The organism is Baekduia alba, from assembly GCF_028416635.1.
Classification (GTDB): Bacteria; Actinomycetota; Thermoleophilia; order Solirubrobacterales; family Solirubrobacteraceae; genus Baekduia; species Baekduia alba.
The window spans coordinates 2,794,758-2,810,567 of the sequence record NZ_CP114013.1 but is presented as its reverse complement, the minus strand read 5'-3'; the positions used below and the strand labels follow the sequence as shown (position 1 = coordinate 2,810,567).

Annotated in this window: 22 protein-coding genes; 9 read left to right on the top strand and 13 right to left on the bottom strand. The window is 75.7% G+C overall.

Annotated elements, in window-relative coordinates; all coding sequences use genetic code 11:
- The first annotated feature begins 30 nt into the window (after positions 1-30).
- Positions 31-408: a nuclear transport factor 2 family protein gene (locus tag DSM104299_RS14085; protein ID WP_272477946.1), complete on the top strand. Its 378-nt coding sequence runs from the start codon at positions 31-33 to the stop codon at positions 406-408.
- On the opposite strand, the gene DSM104299_RS14080 is transcribed toward DSM104299_RS14085, so the two are convergent.
- Entirely contained in the window at positions 405-926 is a 522-nt protein-coding gene (locus DSM104299_RS14080; protein ID WP_272477945.1) for a methyltransferase family protein, read from the bottom strand. The genes DSM104299_RS14085 and DSM104299_RS14080 overlap by 4 nt on opposite strands.
- A gap of 34 nt (positions 927-960) precedes the next feature.
- On the opposite strand from DSM104299_RS14080, the gene DSM104299_RS14075 reads away from it, so the two are divergent.
- On the top strand, positions 961-1,296 hold the full coding sequence (locus DSM104299_RS14075) for a co-chaperone GroES (RefSeq protein WP_272477944.1): 336 nt from the start codon (positions 961-963) through the stop codon (positions 1,294-1,296).
- A gap of 9 nt (positions 1,297-1,305) precedes the next feature.
- On the opposite strand, the gene DSM104299_RS14070 is transcribed toward DSM104299_RS14075, so the two are convergent.
- Genes DSM104299_RS14070 through DSM104299_RS14060 form a run of 3 tightly spaced genes read right to left on the bottom strand, consistent with a single transcriptional unit; the run spans position 1,306 to position 5,737 of the window.
- Positions 1,306-2,190 (bottom strand): carbohydrate kinase family protein, encoded by an 885-nt coding sequence (locus DSM104299_RS14070; protein ID WP_272477943.1) that lies wholly within the window; start codon positions 2,188-2,190, stop codon positions 1,306-1,308.
- A gap of 10 nt (positions 2,191-2,200) precedes the next feature.
- Positions 2,201-3,106: a pseudouridine-5'-phosphate glycosidase gene (locus DSM104299_RS14065; protein ID WP_272477942.1), complete on the bottom strand. Its 906-nt coding sequence runs from the start codon at positions 3,104-3,106 to the stop codon at positions 2,201-2,203.
- A 54-nt stretch (positions 3,107-3,160) separates the two neighbouring features.
- Positions 3,161-5,737, bottom strand: a complete 2,577-nt coding sequence (locus DSM104299_RS14060; RefSeq protein ID WP_272477941.1) for a hypothetical protein — start codon at positions 5,735-5,737, stop codon at positions 3,161-3,163.
- Positions 5,738-5,828: 91 nt separating this feature from the next.
- Here DSM104299_RS14060 and DSM104299_RS14055 point away from each other — a divergent pair, with 91 nt between their 5' ends.
- From DSM104299_RS14055 to DSM104299_RS14045, 3 genes are all read left to right on the top strand, one after another.
- Complete coding sequence (locus DSM104299_RS14055) at positions 5,829-6,494, top strand: phosphoribosyltransferase (RefSeq protein ID WP_272477940.1); 666 nt, start codon at positions 5,829-5,831, stop codon at positions 6,492-6,494.
- A 121-nt stretch (positions 6,495-6,615) separates the two neighbouring features.
- Complete coding sequence (locus DSM104299_RS14050) at positions 6,616-6,753, top strand: flagellar basal body rod C-terminal domain-containing protein (RefSeq protein ID WP_349294516.1); 138 nt, start codon at positions 6,616-6,618, stop codon at positions 6,751-6,753.
- 47 nt (positions 6,754-6,800) lie between these two features.
- Positions 6,801-7,160, top strand: coding sequence for a response regulator (locus DSM104299_RS14045; protein WP_272477939.1), 360 nt, complete (start codon positions 6,801-6,803; stop codon positions 7,158-7,160).
- Here DSM104299_RS14045 and DSM104299_RS14040 read toward each other — a convergent pair.
- The 8 genes from DSM104299_RS14040 to DSM104299_RS14005 are packed head-to-tail and all read right to left on the bottom strand — an operon-like array spanning position 7,157 to position 12,625.
- The gene (locus tag DSM104299_RS14040) at positions 7,157-7,840 is read right to left on the bottom strand and encodes an O-methyltransferase (protein WP_272477938.1); all 684 of its coding nucleotides are present in this window, start codon (positions 7,838-7,840) and stop codon (positions 7,157-7,159) included. The genes DSM104299_RS14045 and DSM104299_RS14040 overlap by 4 nt on opposite strands.
- 7 nt (positions 7,841-7,847) lie before the next feature.
- Positions 7,848-8,537, bottom strand: a complete 690-nt coding sequence (locus DSM104299_RS14035; protein WP_272477937.1) for a hypothetical protein — start codon at positions 8,535-8,537, stop codon at positions 7,848-7,850.
- Positions 8,534-9,121: an RNA polymerase sigma factor gene (locus tag DSM104299_RS14030; RefSeq protein ID WP_272477936.1), complete on the bottom strand. Its 588-nt coding sequence runs from the start codon at positions 9,119-9,121 to the stop codon at positions 8,534-8,536. The genes DSM104299_RS14035 and DSM104299_RS14030 overlap by 4 nt, the downstream gene beginning before the upstream one ends.
- Positions 9,118-9,555: a plastocyanin/azurin family copper-binding protein gene (locus tag DSM104299_RS14025; RefSeq protein ID WP_272477935.1), complete on the bottom strand. Its 438-nt coding sequence runs from the start codon at positions 9,553-9,555 to the stop codon at positions 9,118-9,120. The genes DSM104299_RS14030 and DSM104299_RS14025 overlap by 4 nt, the downstream gene beginning before the upstream one ends.
- 49 nt (positions 9,556-9,604) lie before the next feature.
- Positions 9,605-10,564 (bottom strand): ABC transporter ATP-binding protein, encoded by a 960-nt coding sequence (locus DSM104299_RS14020; protein ID WP_272477934.1) that lies wholly within the window; start codon positions 10,562-10,564, stop codon positions 9,605-9,607.
- Complete coding sequence (locus DSM104299_RS14015) at positions 10,501-11,343, bottom strand: ABC transporter permease (protein ID WP_272477933.1); 843 nt, start codon at positions 11,341-11,343, stop codon at positions 10,501-10,503. Before DSM104299_RS14015 ends, DSM104299_RS14020 begins: the two co-directional genes overlap by 64 nt.
- Positions 11,343-12,080 carry a molybdate ABC transporter substrate-binding protein gene (gene modA / locus DSM104299_RS14010; protein ID WP_272477932.1) on the bottom strand — a complete coding sequence of 246 codons (738 nt, stop codon included), beginning with the start codon at positions 12,078-12,080 and terminating at the stop codon, positions 11,343-11,345. Before modA ends, DSM104299_RS14015 begins: the two co-directional genes overlap by 1 nt.
- Entirely contained in the window at positions 12,080-12,625 is a 546-nt protein-coding gene (locus tag DSM104299_RS14005) for a hypothetical protein (RefSeq protein ID WP_272477931.1), read from the bottom strand. The genes modA and DSM104299_RS14005 overlap by 1 nt, the downstream gene beginning before the upstream one ends.
- A 72-nt stretch (positions 12,626-12,697) precedes the next feature.
- On the opposite strand from DSM104299_RS14005, the gene DSM104299_RS14000 reads away from it, so the two are divergent.
- From DSM104299_RS14000 to DSM104299_RS13985, 4 genes are read left to right on the top strand one after another with little or no spacing between them, the layout of a single operon-like run.
- Positions 12,698-13,147 (top strand): hypothetical protein, encoded by a 450-nt coding sequence (locus DSM104299_RS14000; RefSeq protein WP_272477930.1) that lies wholly within the window; start codon positions 12,698-12,700, stop codon positions 13,145-13,147.
- Positions 13,148-13,157: 10 nt separating this feature from the next.
- Complete coding sequence (locus tag DSM104299_RS13995) at positions 13,158-13,529, top strand: TOBE domain-containing protein (RefSeq protein WP_272477929.1); 372 nt, start codon at positions 13,158-13,160, stop codon at positions 13,527-13,529.
- 46 nt (positions 13,530-13,575) lie between these two features.
- Complete coding sequence (locus DSM104299_RS13990) at positions 13,576-13,959, top strand: hypothetical protein (protein ID WP_272477928.1); 384 nt, start codon at positions 13,576-13,578, stop codon at positions 13,957-13,959.
- Positions 13,956-14,606 carry an RES domain-containing protein gene (locus DSM104299_RS13985; RefSeq protein ID WP_272478092.1) on the top strand — a complete coding sequence of 217 codons (651 nt, stop codon included), beginning with the start codon at positions 13,956-13,958 and terminating at the stop codon, positions 14,604-14,606. Before DSM104299_RS13990 ends, DSM104299_RS13985 begins: the two co-directional genes overlap by 4 nt.
- Here the strand turns inward: DSM104299_RS13985 and DSM104299_RS13980 are convergent, their stop codons facing one another.
- Positions 14,607-15,809: an SfnB family sulfur acquisition oxidoreductase gene (locus DSM104299_RS13980; protein WP_272477927.1), complete on the bottom strand. Its 1,203-nt coding sequence runs from the start codon at positions 15,807-15,809 to the stop codon at positions 14,607-14,609. It abuts the gene before it with no gap.
- Between the last annotated feature and the right edge of the window lies 1 nt (position 15,810).

Here is a 15,810-nt window from a genome sequence, read left to right as displayed (position 1 = left end):
GGCCGCCGCGTCACCGGCAGGCTGTGACCCATGACCAACTCCTCCTCCATCACCGAGACCGTCGACGCCTACATCGCCGCCTGGAACGAGGGCGAGCCGGAGCGCCGCCGCGCGCTCGTCGGGCAGGCCTTCGCCGCTGAGGCGACCTACGTCGACCCGATGATGTCCGGGTCCGGCCCGGACGAGATCGCCGGGATGATCGGCGCCGCCCAGCAGCAGTTCCCCGGCCACCGCTTCGTCCTGGCCGCAGGGCCCGACGCCGTCGGCGACCACGTGCGGTTCGTCTGGCGCCTGGAGCCGACGGCCGGCGGGCCGGCGGTCGCCGTGGGCCACGACTTCGCGACGGTGACCGGCGACGGCCGCCTCGGCGACGTCGTCGGCTTCCTCGAGCAGGCCGAGGCCGCCTAAGTCCCGCCCCGCGGCCTCCCCATGCCCAGCCGCGGGATCCAGCCCGGCACCGCCCGCCGGTACGCCTCGTAGGAGGCGCCGAACCGGCGGGCGAGCCGTGGCTCCTCCACGTAGCGGGCCAGCGCCGCGGTCGTCGCCACGTACGCCGCGGCCGCCACGAGCAGGATCGGCTGGCCGACGAGCAGCGCCTCGCCGAGGATGACCGTCGCTGTCGCCACGTACATCGGGTGGCGCACGACGCGGTAGGCGCCGCCGGCGATGACGCGGGCGGTCGGCGCGGCCGGCGACGGCGTGCCCGCGCCCTCGCGCACGAACCGGACGAAGACGTCGAGCAGGACGGCGATGCCGCCGAGCATCGACAGCGCGCCGAGCACCCGCAGCGCGACCGGCGGATCGGCCCCGTCGCGCCCCGCGACCTGCACGAGCAGCCACGGCCCGACGCCGGCCTCGAGCCCCGGCCCCGCGAGGAAGAACAGGATGTTGCCGAGGACGAGGGCTCGGCGGCGACCGCTGCGCATCGCGGGGCATCTTGACGAACTACGCTGCGCGACGATGAAGCACTTCCTGCGCCCCCTCTTCGACCGCGTGGTCATCAAGGAGCTCGAGCCCGAGCGCTTCCGCCGCTCCGGGCTGCTCGTGCCGGCCGGCTCCAACGAGCCGCCGCCACAGCACGGGATCGTCCTCGCGGTCGGCCAGGGCCTGGACTGGTGGGACCACGTCGGCGTGCGGATGCCGATCGCGCCCGGCGACCACGTCGTCTTCCACACCTCCGCCGGCGCCTGGGTCGAGGTCGACGAGGAGCGCCTCCTGGTCTGCCGCGTCGGCGAGATCCTCGGCGTCCTGGAAGAGGTCACGACCGACGAGCTCGAGGAGTCCGAGCCGTCCTGAGTGCCAGTCCTAGGGCCGCGCGCCGGCGCGCGTGACGGCGCGGGCGCCGAGCGTGCACGCGCTGGTGAGCGCGTCCTGGGGGCTCGCGCGGCGGCGACGCGCGGCGAGCCAGCCGGCGGCGAAGGCGTCGCCGGCGCCGGTGGTGTCCACGACGGTCTCCACGGCCGGCCCGGCGGTCCGGACGACCTCCTGGCCGTCGGTCCACAGCGCGCCGCCGGCGCCGAGCGTCACGACGACCTCGCGTGCGTCGGCGCTCGCGGCCAGCGCGCGGGCTGCGGCCTCGGGGTCGTCGAGCCCGGTCAGGACGCGGGCCTCGTCGAGGTTGGGCAGCAGCACGTCGGCGCCGGCGATCCAGCCCAGGACGCGGTCGACGCCGCAGTCGCGCAGCGGCGCCGCCGAGGCCGGGTCGATCGAGATCGTCATCCCGGCCTCGTGGGCGTGGTCGAGCGCGCAGAGGCCCGCAGCGCGCGGCCCGTCGTGGAGCAGGACGTAGCCGCTCAAGTGCAGGTGGTTGCCCTTGGCGAACAGCTGCGCCGGCAGGTCGTCGGGCGCCAGCGCGAGGTTCGCGCCGCGGTCGGGCAGCATCGTGCGCTCGCCGTCGGCGCCGATGACGACGACGCAGGTGCCGGTGGCGCGCGCGTCGTCGGTCGCGACGTGGACGTCGACGCCCGCCTCGCGCAGCTCGGCGACCGCGCCGCGGCCTGCGACGTCGTCGCCTGCGCGGGCCACGAGGGCGACCCCGACATCCTGGTGCGCGAGCCAGGCCGCGACGTTCGCGGCCGCCCCGCCCCCGGTCCAGCGCACGTGCGCCTCGGTGTCGGACGCGTGTGCGAGCGGCGCGGCGGCGGCCGCGACGACGTCGACCATCAGGTCGCCGACGACGACGATCGTCATGGACCGCGGCCTACGCCTGGGCCTGCGCCGCCGCGATCTGCCCAGCGAGGCGCGCGTTGGCCAGCACGAGCGCGACGTTGGCCCGCAGCGACTCGCCGCCCGTGCCCTCGTGGAAGCGCGCGAGCAGGAACGGCGTGACGTCGCGGCCGCGCACGCCCTCGGCCGCCGCCGCCGCCAGCGCCTCGCGCAACACGCGCTCGTGCAGCTCGGGGTCCAGCTGCTCGCTCTCGGGCAGCGGGTTGGCGATCACCAGCGCGGAGCCGTCGAGGCCGAGCTCGCCGCGGGCGCCGAGGACCGCCGCGATCTCCTCGGGCGAGTCGAGCTGCCACGGCAGCTCGTAGCCGCTCTCGGTCAGGTAGAAGGCGGGGAACCGCGTGGTCTTGTAGCCCGCCACGCCGATGCCCAGCGACTCGAGGCGCTCGAGCGTCGCAGGGATGTCGAGGATCGACTTCACGCCCGCGCAGACCACGCAGATGTCGGTCCGGGCCAGCCCGACCAGGTCGGCCGACTCGTCCCACGTGTCGGCCGCCTCGCGGTGCACACCGCCGAGGCCGCCGGTCGCGAAGAGGCCGATGCCGGTCTCGGCCGCGAGGTGCGCCGTCGCCGCCACCGTCGTGGCGCCGGTGGCGCCGCGCGCCGCGGCGATCGGGAGGTCGCGGGAGCTGCACTTGACCACGTCGTCGCGTGTGGCGATCGCCTCCAGCGCCGCGTCGTCGAGGCCGACGCGGACCTCGCCGTCGACGAGCGCGATCGTTGCCGGGACCGCGCCGCCGTCGCGCACCGCCTGCTCGATCTGCCGGGCGATCACGATGTTGTCGGGCCGCGGGAGCCCGTGGGAGACGATCGTGGACTCCAGCGCCACGACGGCCTCGCCGGCCGCCAGCGCTGTCTCGACTTCGGGTGCGACGGTGATCATGGGCGACTGACGGTAGCGGCGGCGCGTCGCGCGCCGCCGCCCCGCCTCAGGCCGCTACCGGCGCCGCCGGCTCTGGGCGACCTGCGTGCGGACGCGCACCCCGTCGCGGCCGCGGACCGCCGCCGCCTTGACGCGCACGCGCAGGCGGTCGGCGCCCTTGAGCCCGGTGACGTGCAGCGACACGTAGGTCAACCCACGCCGGCCCGAGACCTTCACCTTGCCGACCGTAACCGTCTGGCCCGACGCGGCCTGGGCCAGCGCGGCCTGCGGCAGCGCGACGACCGGCTTGCCGCCGTCCACGACGACCAGTCCGGACGGCTGGACGTCGTCGTCCGGGTCGCCCCACGTCACGTCGACGTCGGCCGACGCGGTCCCGCTCTCGAGGTCGGTCACGTTCGTGTCCGCCTCGGGGTCCTTCGCGGTGAGCGTGTCGACGTACTGGTCGAACTCGATGTCGCAGTTGACCTTCGCGGCAATCGCGTTCATCACGGCCTGCACGGTGTCGACGGTCACGTTCGGGAAGAACGTGCCCTTGGTCTCGCGCGCGATCCGGCCCAGACGCTGCCCGGCCTCCGACCGGCGGCCGCCGAGGTCGGGGCCGAGGCCGATGACGTAGGTCGGCGGGCCGCCGCGGTGGCCGTTGCGGAAGTCGCCGCCCTCGTTGTGCTCGCCGTCGGTGAGGAAGATCCGCGCGCTGGCGCGGCCCGCGGCGCGGTTGAGCGAGCGGAATCCGGCGTTGTAGTTCGTGCCGCCGTCGTCGGCGACGAGATCGCGCTCCAACGCGGCCGACAGGTCGCGGATCTGCGTCACGCCCGCCACGCCATAGGCGATCTTGGTGGCGTCGAAGACGTTGCTGGCCTCGCTGCCGAACTGCACGGCGGTGAACGTCCGGCCCGCGTTGCCCGGCTTGGCGAGCAGCAGCTCAAGCGCCTTGGCGCGCAGGCGGTCCGGGTCGGAATCCTCCATCGAGCCGGAGTCGTCGATCAGCAGCTCGAAGCGCGTCGCCGCGTGGCAGCCGTCCTGGTCGACCTCCTCCTGGACGCCCGGATCGGGCGCGGTCGGCGCCGGGGTGACGAGCGCGGGCGCGATCCCGCGGACGATGCGGACGGTGCCGCCGTCGCCGGCCTCGGGCTCGCCGAGCAGCAGGTCGGTCGCGCCGTCGCGATCGAGGTCGCCGGCGGCGGCCAGCGCGCGCAGGTGCCCGCCCGCGGTCGAGCCGGCGAAGGTCTGGGCGACCGGCAGCTTGCCGGCGTCCAGCGTCCCGCTCACCGGCGCGCCCGAGACGCGGTACGCGGCGCCCGCGTCGGCGCGGTCGAACGGCGACGCGAACACCGCCGAGATCACGAGGTCGGGCTTGCCGTCGGCGTCGAGGTCGCCCGGCAGCGCCACGCCGGCGCCGAACGCGTCCTTGGCCGCGGCGCCGTCGAGGCGCAGGACGCGTGCCGCGTCGGGGGCGCTGAGGTCCAGCGTCCCGCCCAGCCCGCGCGCCCCGTAGAGGACGTAGGCCGAGCCGGAGTTCTGGCGGTCGTTGCGGTCGCTCAGCGGCACGCCGATCGCGAGGTCGGCCACGCCGTCGCCGTCGAGGTCGCCGGCCGCGAGCGCGAGGCCGAGCGCTTGGTCGGTCGTCCCGGCGCGTAGCCGCACGCCGTGGTCGGCGGCCAGCCGCGGCAGGTCCTCGCCGCTCGTGCCGCCGTGGCCGTACACGACGTAGGCGGCGCCGCGCGCCTCGTGGCCGTCGGCGACGTCGGCCAGGTCGCCGTCGTCGATCGCCGCCGGGTCGGTGCCCGGGGCGCCGACCGCGATCTCGGAGGCGCCGTCGCCGTTGAGGTCGCCGACCGCCGCGAGCGCCAGGCCCGCGAAGCCGCCGGTCGGGCCGTCCATCCGCCACGACGGGCCGGAGGCGGGATCGGCGAGGTCGACGTCGCCGCCGCCGCGGTGGCCGGCGACCACGTAGGCGGCGCCGCCGCGCTTGCGCAGCGCGGCCGAGCCGGGCGCGCCGACCGCGAGGTCCGGGACGCCGTCGCGACCCTCGTCGCCGAGGGCCGCGAGCGCGGTGCCGGCCCCGTCGCCGGGTGCGGCGCCGACGATCGCGTAGCCGCCCGCGCCGAGCTGGCCGAGCGCGACCGCCTCCGGCGTCTTCTTGCCGTAGACGACGTAGGCGACGCCCGCGTCGGCGCGGCCGTAGGCGGCGGCGCCGGGGGCGCCGACCACGACGTCGGCCAGCCCGTCCCCGTTGACGTCGCCCGCGGCGCTGACCGCCAGGCCGGCCCGGTCGCCGGGCGCGCCGCCGGTGATCTTGAAGCCGCCGTCGCCGAGCGTGGCGAGCGCGGTCAGCGGGCTCGCGCCCGGGCTGCCGAAGACGACGTAGGCCGTGCCGGGGTCCTTCGGCCCGCCGGGCGCGCCGACGATCGCGTCCGCGATCCCGTCGCCGTTGACGTCGCCGGCCGCCGCGACGGCCCAGCCGGTCTGGGCGCCCGGGCCGGTGCCGGTGAGCGTGCGGTCCGCGCCGGTGGAGGCGAGGTCCTGCGGCGCCCCGGTCGGCGCGTCGGCCGCGATCGCGCCGGACGCGGACAGCAGCAGGGCCGCGACGGTCGCCGCGGTGGTCACCAGCGTGGTGGATCGCATGCGCATGGCGTCTCCAACGGTCAAGGGAGCGGGGTGTTACGCGGATCTTGTCCGCAACCGCGGTCGGCTCCGTCATCCTCTTGGCAGGAGCACGCTGATGGACCTCTACGCGGACCGTGTCGACGCGGGGCGCCGCCTGGCGCCGGCGGTCGCGCGCGCGGTCGCGGCGGGCGGCGCGGGGCCCGCGCTCGTGCTCGCCCTCCCGCGCGGCGGCGTGCCCGTGGCGGTCGAGGTCGCGGCGGCGCTCGGCGCGCCGCTCGACATCGTGCTCGTCCGCAAGCTCGGCGTCCCCGACCAGGCCGAGCTCGCCTTCGGCGCGATCGCCTCCGGCGGCGCGCACGTCGTCAACCCCGACGTCGTCGCCGGCGCACGGCTCGACGACCACGCGATCGCCGCCGTGGTCGCGAGCGAGACGGCCGAGCTCGCGCGGCGCGAGCGGCGCTACCGCGGCGACCGCCCGGTCACGCCGGTCAGCGGTCGCACCGTCGTCGTGGTCGACGACGGGCTGGCCACCGGTGCGACGATGCGCGCGGCGGTGCAGGCGCTGCGTTCCCGCGCGGCGGCGCCGATCGTGGTGGCCGCGCCCGTCGGCTCCGACGAGGCGTGCGCGCTGGTCGCGCTCGACGCCGACGCCGTCGTCTGCCCGCTGCGCCCGCGCGGCTTCCGGGCCGTCGGCGCCTGGTACGAGGACTTCGCGGCCGTCGACGACGCGACCGTCATCGCGCTGCTCGACGCCGCGGCCTCGACGATCCGCCGAGCCTGACGCGCACGGGTCAAGGCGCCCCGGGCCGCGCGCCGATCCCCCGTAGGTGAACGTCAGCGCGATCAGCGGCATGCAGGCGGCCAGCCTGATGCTGGACCAGGCCGGGGCCAGCATCGCGAGCATGAGCGCGGCACCGGACGCCGACCTGGCCACCGCGTTCGCGAACCTGAGCCTGGCGAGCATCGCCTACGACGCCAACGCGAAGGTGCTCCAGACGCAGGACGAGACGCAGCAGAACCTCGTCGACCTCCTGGCCTGACCGCGCTTTTCAGGTTTCCGTCCCCCTGGTCGACCACCGAGGGGGACATGGCCCGCATTCTCGTAGTCGACGACGCCGCGTTCATGCGTCGCATGGTGATCGACGTCCTCCAGAACGGCGGGCACGAGGTCGTCGGCGAAGGCGCGAACGGCATCGAGGCGGTGCAGCGCTACCAGGAGCTGCGCCCCGACGTGATGACGCTCGACATCACGATGCCCGAGAAGGACGGCCTGACCGCGCTGAAGGAGCTGATGGCGATCGACCCGGGCGCGAAGGTCGTCATGTGCTCCGCGCTGGCGCAGGAGTCCAAGGTGCTGGAGGCCGTCAAGGCCGGCGCCAAGGACTTCATCGCCAAGCCGTTTCAGGCCCAGCGAGTCCTGACGGCGATCGAGAAGATCACCGCCTAGCCCGTCGCGGGCTCCTCGACCAGGGCGAGGGCGAAGCCGTCCCAGCCCTTGGACCCGACGGTCTGCACGGCCGTCGCGGTGACGCCCGACGCGGCGTGCAGCAGGTCGAAGAAGCGCCGCATCCCCTGCACCCGAGGGTCGTCGTCGGCCGCGTCCGCCACCGCCCCGCCGCGCACCACGTTGTCGGCGACGACGACGCTCCCCGGGCGGGTCAGCCGCAGCGCCCACTCCAGGTACGCGGCCGTGCGCTGCTTGTCAGCGTCGAGGAAGACGAAGTCGAACGGCCCTTCGTCGCGCAGCTGCGGCAGCGTGTCGAGCGCGGCGCCGACGCGGATCTCGACGCGCGCGCTCAGGCCGGCCGCCTCGAGGTTCGCCTGGGCGACGGCCGCGTAGCCGGCGTCGGCCTCCAGCGTGATCAGCCGTCCGTCGGCGGGCAGCGCCCGGGCCAGCCAGATCGTGCTGTAGCCGGCGAGCGTCCCGAGCTCCAGGACCCGGCGGGCCCCGCTCATGCGCGCGAGCAGGTGCAGGAGCTTGCCCTGGTTGGGCGCGACCTCGATGGCCGGCACCCCGGCGGCCGCCGCGCGCGCCTGCGCCGCGTCGAGCGCCGGATCATCTCCTACGAGTCGCTCGTTGATGTAGGTGTCGACGTCGGGCGGGTGCAGGCCGGGGTGCTCGCTCACCCCGACATCATGCCCAGGTGGCGAACTTCACGAGCTGCGGCTCGACGCCCTTCCCCTTGCCGGCGAGGACGCACGTGTGGCCGTCGCGCCGCCAGGTGACGACCGTCGCGCCGTCCTTGCGGTAGATGGACAACTTGAGCCCGGCGCGGTTGACCGTGCGCGCGCCGTCGGGCTCGGGCAGTGGCCGGCCGTCGACGATCGTGTAGCCGACGTCGCCCTTGGGGCCGCGGTAGGTGATCGTCGTCGCGTCGCGCCCGCCGAGCCGGTCGTGGCGCATGCCGGCCGCCTTCCACGCCGGCCACTGGTAGGCGTAGTTGGGGAACGTGATGCCGCCGACGCGCTCGTCCAGCGCCACGCTGCCGGTGGCGGCGGGCGCCGCGGCGGTCGGGCGGGCGAGGGCGAGCGCCGCCGCCTCGTCGACCGAGGGTCCCGCCGCGCCGCCGGCGAAGGCCAGGACGCCGACGAGCACCGCGGCCAGCGCGGTCCCGGCGAGCGCCGGCAGGACGATGCGCGGGCGCCGCAGCCACGCCCGCGCCCGCTTAGGGCGGGTCCGCTCGGCCTCCGCGATCCGGGCGCGCAGCGCCGGCGGCGCCTCCACGGTCAGCGCGAGCTCGTGGATGTGGCGCCCGACAACCTCGCTGTCGGCGGCGGAGAGCAGGGGATCGCGGTCGGGCGGTTCAGGGGTGCGTGCGGTCATCGCAGGGTGCTGGGGTCGCGGGGCAAGTCGGATGGTGCGGGGCGCAGCAGCTTGGCCAGGCGCGAGCGCCCGCGATGCAGCCGCGTCGTGATCGTCGCCTCCTTGGCGCCGAGCACGCGCCCGGCCTCGCGGTAGCTCAGGCCGACGATGTCGATCGCCACGATCGCGTCGCGCTGGTCCGCGGGCAGGTGGGCGATCGCCGTCAGCAGCTCGGAGACCTCGAGCGCCGCCTCCGGATGGCGCGGGTCGCCGGCGCGCGCCAGGCCGTCGCGCTCGTCGTCGAGCTCGAGCGGCGTCGGCTTGCGCTTCTGGGTGCGCAGCCGGTTCAAGAAGGTGTTGCGCAGGACGCGGAGCAGGTAGCCGAGGTCGTCGTCGTGGCGCAGGAAGCGCGGCCGCGCGAGCACGCGGGCGTAGGTCTCCTGGACCAGGTCCTCGGCGTCGTGGCGGTTGCCGCACAGCGCCAGCGCTGCCCGGTAGAGGCGGTCGACGTGGTCACCGAGGCGCTGCGGGTCGAGTGGGCGGGCGCCGCCCTCCGGCATCCCCGAGACGGTAGCCGCGATCGTGCCCTGGGTCGAGACGCTCATTGGACGGTGAGCGTCCCCTCCATGCCGGCCTGCCGGTGCCCGGGCACCGGGCAGTAGAACGTGTACTTGCCGGGCTTGAGGTCGACCGTGACCTTCGACGTGCCGCCCGGCTGGACGGTCTCGCCGTCCTTGTCGACGCCGTTGCCCTCGACCGCGATCGCGTGCGGCTGGCTGTCGCTGCCGGGGTTGTCGAGCGTCAGCGTGACCGTGCCGGTCTTGGCGGTCAGCGTCTTCTTGTCGAACGACAGGCCGTTGGACTCGACGGCCTTGAGCTGGAGGTTGTCGCTCGCAGCGGCCGGGGCGGGAGCGCTCGCGGCCGTCGTGGTCGGGGCCGCCTCCGAGGAGCTGGTGTCGGACGAGTCGCTGCTGCCGCAGCCGGCGATCAGCGCGCCGGCGGCGGCGACGGACACGAGGGTCGGGAGGAGGCGGGTCATGTCCAGGCAAGACCCCGCCGCGCGGAGATCCTTCCCGCGGGCTCGGTGGCTAGGGATGCGCGAGCGTGTGGGCGTCGGCGCGCGCGAACGTGGCCCACGCGGGCTCGCCGTGGCTGAGGCTCGCCGCCTGGGCGGCCGGCACCTCGGCCACGAGCCCGCCCACGCGCACGCGCGCACGCGGACCTTCGTCCTCCACCCCGTCGATCGTCCCCTGGACGACCCGGATGCCGGAACGCGGCGCGGGCGCCTCCGGCCCGGTGACGATCGTGACCGCCCACGGCTGGACGGCGAGGCCGTCGATCACGTTGGCGCCGGTGAACGCGGCGACGAACGCGTCGGCGGGGGCGCGCAGCAGCTGCGCGGGCGCGTCGAGCTGGCGCAGCCGGCCGTCGACGATGACGCCGACGCGGTCGGCGAGGGCGATGGCGTCGCGGTGGTCGTGGGTGACGACGAGCGCCGGGAGCGCGAGCTCGGCCAGCAGGTCACCCAGCTCGCCGCGGACCACGGCACGGGTGTGGGCGTCCAGCGCGGAGAGCGGCTCGTCGAGCAGCAGGACGCCGGGGTCGCGGGCCAGCGCGCGGGCCAGCGCGACGCGCTGGCGCTCGCCGCCGCTGAGGTTCGTCGGGCGCTCGCCGGCCAGGGCCGCGATGCCCAGGCGGTCCAGCAGCTCGGCGGCGCGCACGGCCGTCCCGCCGAACGCGACGTTCTGGGCGACGGTCAGGTGCGGGAACAGCGCGTAGTCCTGGAACACGAGGCCGACGGCACGGCGCTCGGGCGGCAGCGCGACGCGGCGCCCGCGGTCGCCGCCGCGGGCGAACCACACGTCCTCGCCCAGCGCGATCCGCCCCGTGTCGGGCGCCAGCAGCCCGGCGACCGCGCGCAACACGGTGGACTTGCCCGCGCCCGACGGCCCGACGAGCGCGACCGTCTCGCCCGGCGCGACGGTCAGGCCGACGCGGAGCGTGTACGCGCGAAGGGCGACGGCGATGTCGAGCTCGAGCTGCGCCATGAAGCGAGCATCTTGACGCTCAGCAGCACCGCGCCGCTCAGCACCACCAGGAGGATCCCGATCGCCAGAGCCGCGTCGAAGTTGGACTCCAGCTGGTCGTAGATGCCCAGCGTCAGCGTCTGGGTCTCGCCGCGGACGCTGCCGGCGAAGACGATCGTCGCCCCGAACTCCCCCACGCCGCGCGCGAAGGCCAGCACCGCGCCGGCCGCGAGGCCGCCGGCGGCGAGCGGCAGGTCGATGCGCCAGAACGTGCGCGCCGGCGATGCGCCGAGGGTCCGGGCCGCCGCCGGCAGCTGCGGGTCGACGGCCTCGAACGCGGCGATCGCCTGGCGCACGTAGAACGGCGCGGCGACGAACGCGACGGCGAGCACGACGGCCCACTCGGTGAACGGCAGCACGATGCCGCGGTCGGCCAGCGCCCCGCCGAGCAGGCCGCCGCGACCGAGAGCCGCCAGCAGCGCGATGCCCGCGACGGCGGGCGGCAGGACGAGCGGCAGCTCGACGAGCGTGACCAGCAGCGACCGGCCGCGGAAGCGCCGGCGGGCGAGCAGGAACGCGGTCGGCGTCCCGAAGGCGAGGATCAGCGCGTCGGCGATCAGGTTGGTGCGCAGCGTCACCTTCAGCGCGTCGGTGACGACGGGGTCGCCGAGCAGGTCCGGGACGTCGGTCAGCGGGACCTGCGTGAACAGCGCGATCAGCGGCAGGGCGAAGAACGTGAGCGCGAGCGTCGCCGCGGCGGCGACGAGCGCGTCGAACCCCGTGATCCGGCCGCCGCGCATCACCCGCGCGGCGGCAGCCCGAACCCGTAGCGCTTGAGGATCGTGCGGCCGGCGCCGCCGACGACCTTGTCGATGTAGGCCTGCGCCGCCGCGGTGTCGGCGCCCGGCCGCTTGACCGCGCAGATCTGGTACCGGACCGCCGGCTGCGCCCACTTCGGCACGCGGATCTCGGCTGTCCGGCCGCGCGTCGACAGCGCGTCGGTGTGGTAGACGAAGCCGGCGTCGGCCGAGTTCAGCGCCACCTTGGACAGCACCGACGTGACGTCCTTCTCCTGGCTGACCGTGTTGGTCGAGAGGACGTTGGTGAGGTGCAGGCGGCGCAGGAGCAGCCGCGTGTAGTTGCCGATCGGGACACCCGCGGTGCCGATCGCCAGGCGCTTGCCGCTGCCGCGCAGCGAGTACACCGACGTGATGCCGGCGGGGTTGGCCTTCGGGACGACCAGGACCAGGATGTTGGTCGCGAACGTCACCGGGCGCGTGCACAGCCCTTCGTTGAACAGCGCCGTGGCCTCGGTCGGGCTGGCGGAGGCGAAGACGTCGGCGGGCGCGCCGCGCTCGATCTGGGCCTGCAGCGTGTTGGAGCCGGCGAAGTTGTACTTCGGCGTGTGGTCCAGGGCCGGGAACGCGTTGTTCAGCGAGGCGGCGGCGTAGACCGTGGGCGCCGCCTGCGCGGCGGCGGTCGGCAGCGCGGCCGCGGCGAGCGCGGCCAGGACGACGGTCGGGAGGCGGAGGCGCATCACGTCTTGGGGTAGTTGGGGGCGGACAGCAGCGCGTCGAGCTCGGCGCCGGCGGCGTCGAGGTCGAGCGGGACCGGGAGGCCCTGGATCGCCGGGACGCCGGCGGCGGCGCGCACGACGAGCAGGTGCTGGGCGTCGCTGGCCAGCAGGCGGGCGAGCAGGAGCCGCGTCGAGCCGTCCTGGGTCGAGGCCAGCGCGCCGGTGAGCGTGCGGACGAGCAGCGTCTCGAGCTTGATGGCGAGGGCCACCGTCGGCTTCTTGGGCAGCACGATCATGAAGTCGTCGGGCGCGGGCGCGTCGGCGCCGAGCGCGGCGGTGAGCTTGTCGACGTGCCTCGCCTTCTGCTGGGCGGCGGCCTGGTCGCCGACCTTCGCGTAGTAGGCCTGGCTGACGCGCTCGGCGATCAGCGTGAACTGCAGGTACCCGAGGTCGTCGCCGACGGGCGCCGGAGCGGGCAGCGCGGCGCGCGCGACCCCGGCGGGCAGGAGCGACGCGACGCCGGCCGCGGCGCCGCCGCGCAGGAGCGCCGCGCGCGTCAGCGGCACGACGACACCTCGCCCGCGCCGCAAGAACCTATGCATTGCCTAGGAACGTTCACATGCGCGATGATAACGCCGGTGCGCCGGTCCGCAACGTCCCTCTTGTGCGCCGCCCTGCTGGCGGTCCTCGTCGGCTGCGGCGACGACGCCGACTCGTCTTCGGGCGCCAAGCCCAAGGGCGACGCCGCCCTGCGCTCCGACCCGCCGCTGGCCCGCGCGCCGCGCCGGGCCGGCGAGGTCGTCCTGCGCGCCAACGCCTCGCCGCAGGCGCACGGCCCCGTCGCGCTCGACGGCCGCTACCGCGTGCGCTTCGTCCAGTACGCGCCCGAGGACCCGACGCTCGACTTCACCACCCAGACTGCGTTCGTCGCCGACCTCCAGACGCCGGCCGGGCGGCCGGCCGAGCCGTTGTTCAAGGCCGCGGCCGCCGCCGGAGCCACGACGATCGACGTCCACGGCCGCTTCCTGGTCGACGTCTCGTTCGGCGACTTCCCGTACGTCCTTCGCTTCTCCCCCGCCGGGAAGTAGCCTCGTCGACATGGACAACATGGTGCGCATCGGCGCCGCGGCCGCGGCGCTCGGGTTGAGCGTCGACACGCTGCGCCGGTGGGAGCGCGACGGGCGCATCGCGTTCGAGCGCCACGGCGGACAGCGGTACCTGCGCGCGGAGGCGCTGGCGGACCTGCTGCGCGAGCGCGGCACCCACGAGCGCACCAGCGCGCGCAACAGGATGACCGGGGTCGTGGTCGCGGTGCAGCGCGACGGGGTGATGGCCCAGGTCGATCTCGCCTGCGGGCCGTACCGCGTGGTCTCGCTGATGTCGCGCGAGGCGGTCGACGACCTGGACCTGCGGCCCGGCATGGCGGCGACGGCCGTCATCAAGGCCACCAACGTGATCGTCGAACGTTAGGTTGCTTTCCTGGTAGAGTACCCGGGCGACCGACCCAGGAGCCGCGATGCCCATCCTCGATCCCGCCACCGTCAGCGACGAGGCCACCCGCCTCCCGATCGGCGCCGTTGCGTCCTATCTGCAGGAGCAGCTCGGCCAGAAGCTCACCGCCTATCTGTCCGGCGTGACCGATCCCAAGATGGTCGGCCGGTGGGCCGCCGGCAAGGCCCAGCCGCGCGACGAGCGCGAGATGCGGCTGCGCGACGCCTTCAAGGCAACCAAGATGCTCGTCGCCGCGTTCGGCGCCCAGACGGCGAAGGCGTGGTGGGTCGGCTCCAACACCCGCCTCGACGACCGCGCGCCCGCCGCCGTCGTGCGCGGGGCGACCGACCCGGACATGCTGCGCTTCGTCGTCCCGGCCGCGCGCGCGTTCGCCGGGGGCACGGTCTGAGCGGGCGCGGCCCGGAGGTCTGGCGCCTCGGGCACCGCGACGCGCCGCTGGACTTCGTCCCGCTCGAGCTCTGCGGCTGGGAGGGCCGCTGGGACGACCCGCGCCGGGCCTACCGCACGCTCTACGCGGCGCGCGACGTCGCGACCTGCCTGCGCGAGGTGCTCGCCGACCTGCGGCCCGACACCACCATGTTGGCCGAGCTGCGCGAGCTGTTCGGCCGCGACGCCGGGCTGGAGGCCGCGGCGGGGACGGTCCCGCGCGAGTACCGCGAGCAGCGCGTGCTCGCGGCGGCGACGGTCCGGGTCGACGAGGGCGAGCTGGTCGACGTCGACGAGCCCGCCGCGCGCGCCCGGCTGGAGCGCGAGCACGCGCCGCTGCTGGCCGAGCACGGGATGGCCCACCTCGACGTCTCCGAGATCCGCAGCCGCACGCGGTTCGTGACCCAGCGCATCGGGCGCGTGCTCTACGAGCACGGCGCCGCGGCGATCGCGTTCGGGTCCAACCTGGACGACCGCCCGTGCTACGCGGTCTTCGAGGCCCGCGGCCGACTGGTGCGGCGCGGGCGCGCCAAGCCGCTGGAGCTCACCGCCGAGCTGCCCGAGCTGGTCGCGGTGTGCGACGAGTACGGGCTGACGCTGACCGACTGACTACAGCTGCCCGTGGTTGGGCGGCAGGACGTCGGCCAGCGCGTAGGCGGCGAGGTGGTGGTACTTCCAGTCCAGCGGGTCGTGGACGGAGTGCGTGCGGGCGTTGCGCCAGTGGCGGTCCAGGTCGTACTTGCCGGCGGTCGAGCTGGTGCCGCAGAGCTGGAAGAGCTCGGACGCCGTGTCCACGGCGACCTCGCTGCCGAACGCCTTGGCGGCCGCGACGGCGAGCGAGCCGCGGGCGGCGGCGTCGGCGTCGGCCGGCTCGAGGCCGATCGCGTCGAGCGTGCGCGCGGCGTCGGCGAGCAGCGCCTCGGCGGCACCGACGCGCGCGGCGGCGCGGCCGTACCGATGCAGGACGTGCGGGTCGTCGACGGCGGCGTCCGCCCCCGCCCGGACGGCCTCGGTCGACGGCCGCGCCTTCTCGCGCAGGTAGGCGCGCGCGTCGCGCAGCGCGCCCCCGGCGATGCCGACCTCGATCGCGGCGTGCACGAGCTGCGCGCGGGCGCCGAGCTGTTGGGGCACTTCGTAGGCCCGGGCGTAGTCCACCAGCAACGCCGGGTCGACGGGGACGTCGGCGAACGTCGTGGTGCCGCTGATCGTGGCGCGCTGGCCCAGCACGTCCCAGTCGGTGTCGACCGTGACGCCGGGCGTGTCGCGCGCGACGAACGCGGCGACGAGGCGCCCGTCGTCGTCCAGCGCGCTCACCGCGATCCAGCGCGCGGTCAGCGCGCCGGTGCAGTAGTACTTGGTGCCGGCGAGCACGCCGCCGGTCACCCGCGTCTTGAGGTCCTGCGCGTGCTGGCCGCCGCGCTCGGCGAGGGCGTTGCCGATCCGCGCGCCGGCGAGGACCTCGCCGAACAGCCGCGCGCGCTGCGCCTCGGTGCCCCACACGCGCAGGACGTCGAGGAACAGGAAGTGCGCCTGCGGCACCTGGGCGATCGCCGGGTCGACGGCCGCGACGACCCGGACCGCCTCGGCGAGCGTGGCCATCGCCACCTCGGCGCCACCGTGCGCCCGCGGGACCGTGACGCCGAGCAGGCCCGAGCCGTCGAGCGCGGCGAGGGCGTCACGCGGCACCGCGTCGGCCCCGGCGCGGTCGCGCGCGACGACCCCGGGCGCGATCGCCTCCGCGACCGCGTGCGCCGCCGCGAGGGCGGACGCGTCGTCGGCGAGGACCGGGACGGTGAGCGCGGAGGAGGCCATC